At 38.3% G+C, this 243-nt stretch carries 1 pseudogene; it reads right to left on the bottom strand.

The features are described from left to right. Nucleotides 1-205, bottom strand: a pseudogene (locus Q3V31_RS30880) (IS6 family transposase); the annotation flags it as partial. Nucleotides 206-243 lie beyond the last annotated feature (38 nt).

Genomic DNA, 243 nt, shown 5'->3' with positions numbered 1-243 from the left:
GGTAACGTCGGATTCGTTTGTCCAATTCAGGACCATACTGATGAACCCAACGCATAATCGTTGTATGAGAAATGGATAAACCACGTTCCTCCATCATTTCCACCAAATCACGAAAACTTAGATTGTACCGTAGGTACCATCTTACCATTAATAAGATAATATCAGGCTGATAGTGCTTCCATTTGAACCAATTTTTCTTTTCCATACCGATCACACACCCTTTTAGAGTAATAGTATCAGTAT

The sequence above is a fragment of the Bacillus nitratireducens genome, from assembly GCF_036320425.1.
Classification (GTDB): Bacteria; Bacillota; Bacilli; order Bacillales; family Bacillaceae_G; genus Bacillus_A; species Bacillus_A nitratireducens.
The sequence above is the reverse complement of the archived record's forward strand: the minus strand, read 5'-3'. Positions and strand labels throughout refer to the sequence as shown.